A 1,305-nucleotide genomic window follows, 5' to 3' on the forward strand; every position below is an offset into this window, starting at 1 on the left:
CTGTCCGGGCTTGTATGATTACTCCGTCAGAAAGAACCGGCCAGTTCTCTCTGATGGCGGTCCGGATGCCGTGTCCGGGCTTAGGCTTTCGCGCCTGTTCCGTAGATCCTTTGCACCGGACCGCCGTTCTTTCTCATGTGATAAACCGGACAGTATCATGGACCGGCTTTCACCGGTAACCCGTATTTGCAAGGTTGGTTTCACTATGGAAAATGAACTCCACTTCATCGGTATTGATGTCGCCAAAGCCAAACTGGATGTCGATATTCTTCGCCCTGATGGCCGGCATCGTTGTAAAAAATTTGATAATACTCTCTCCGGACACGAAGCGCTGGTCCGCTGGCTTCGCGGCCATGACGTGAACCGTGCCCATGTCTGCATGGAGTCCACCAGCACCTACATGGAAGACGCGGCCGCGCATCTGAGTGATGCCGGGTATACCGTGTCCATCATCAACCCCGCCCTCAGTAAAGCTTTCGCACAGAGTGAGGGGTTGCGCAGTAAAACTGACAAAGTGGACGCCCGTATGCTGGCTCACTTCTGCCGGGAAAAACGCCCGTCAGCCTGGGAGGCCCCTCATCCGACAGAGCGGGCACTGAAAGCCCTGGTGTTAAGGCATCAGGCGCTGACAGAGATGCAGACGCAGGAGAAAAACCGGCGAGAAACCGCGCCGGAGGTTCAGCTGGCCAGCATTGACATCCTGCTGGGATGTCTGAGCGCGGAGCTGGCACGTATCGAAAAACAGATAAAAGACCTGACGGATAACGACCCGGATATGAAACGACGGCGGAAGCTGCTGAACAGTATCCCGGGCATCGGGGAGAAAACAGCGGCTGTTCTGCTGGCGTATACGGGCCTGAGGCTGAAGTTCGGTACAGCGCGGCAGTTCGCGGCGTATGCAGGACTGACGCCGGTGCAGCATGAGTCGGGAAGCAGCGTGATGCGGGCGAGCCGGATGAGCAAAGCGGGGCCGGTTCAACTGCGCAAGGCGTTATACATGCCAGCGTTATCGGCGCTGTACCATACGGCGTGGGGAAAAGCGTTCAGGAAAAGGCTGGAAGAGAGCGGAAAGCGGGCAAAAGTCATCATAGGGGCGATGATGCGAAAGCTGGCGCAGGTGGCTTATGGAGTACTGAAGTCAGGAAAGACGTTCGATGCCTCACAGCATGAGCTGTTGATAGCGTAACAACGTTCCCTGAGAAAAAACGACAGCACCAGAGAGTGCTGTCGTTGGTGTGCCTGTCATCCGGGAGCCGGAGAAAGTATCGGCAACTAAAAATGGTTGCAGGCGTTCACAGTATCTAC

1 protein-coding gene is annotated in these 1,305 nt (G+C 56.0%); it reads left to right on the forward strand.

The genetic code is table 11. The features are described from left to right. The first annotated feature begins 205 nt into the window (after positions 1-205). Positions 206-1,186, forward strand: coding sequence for an IS110 family transposase (locus ABLV30_RS26995; protein ID WP_057174408.1), 981 nt, complete (start codon positions 206-208; stop codon positions 1,184-1,186). The last annotated feature ends 119 nt before the right edge of the window (positions 1,187-1,305 follow it).

The organism is Klebsiella sp. CN_Kp113 (genome assembly GCF_040064585.1).
In the GTDB taxonomy this organism is placed as follows: domain Bacteria; phylum Pseudomonadota; class Gammaproteobacteria; order Enterobacterales; family Enterobacteriaceae; genus Klebsiella; species Klebsiella michiganensis.

What these genes read in the sequence shown, in the direction of transcription:
- ABLV30_RS26995 (WP_057174408.1), top strand. Translation starts at nt 206, where the DNA reads ATGGAAAATGAACTCCACTTCATCGGTATTGATGTCGCCAAAGCCAAA.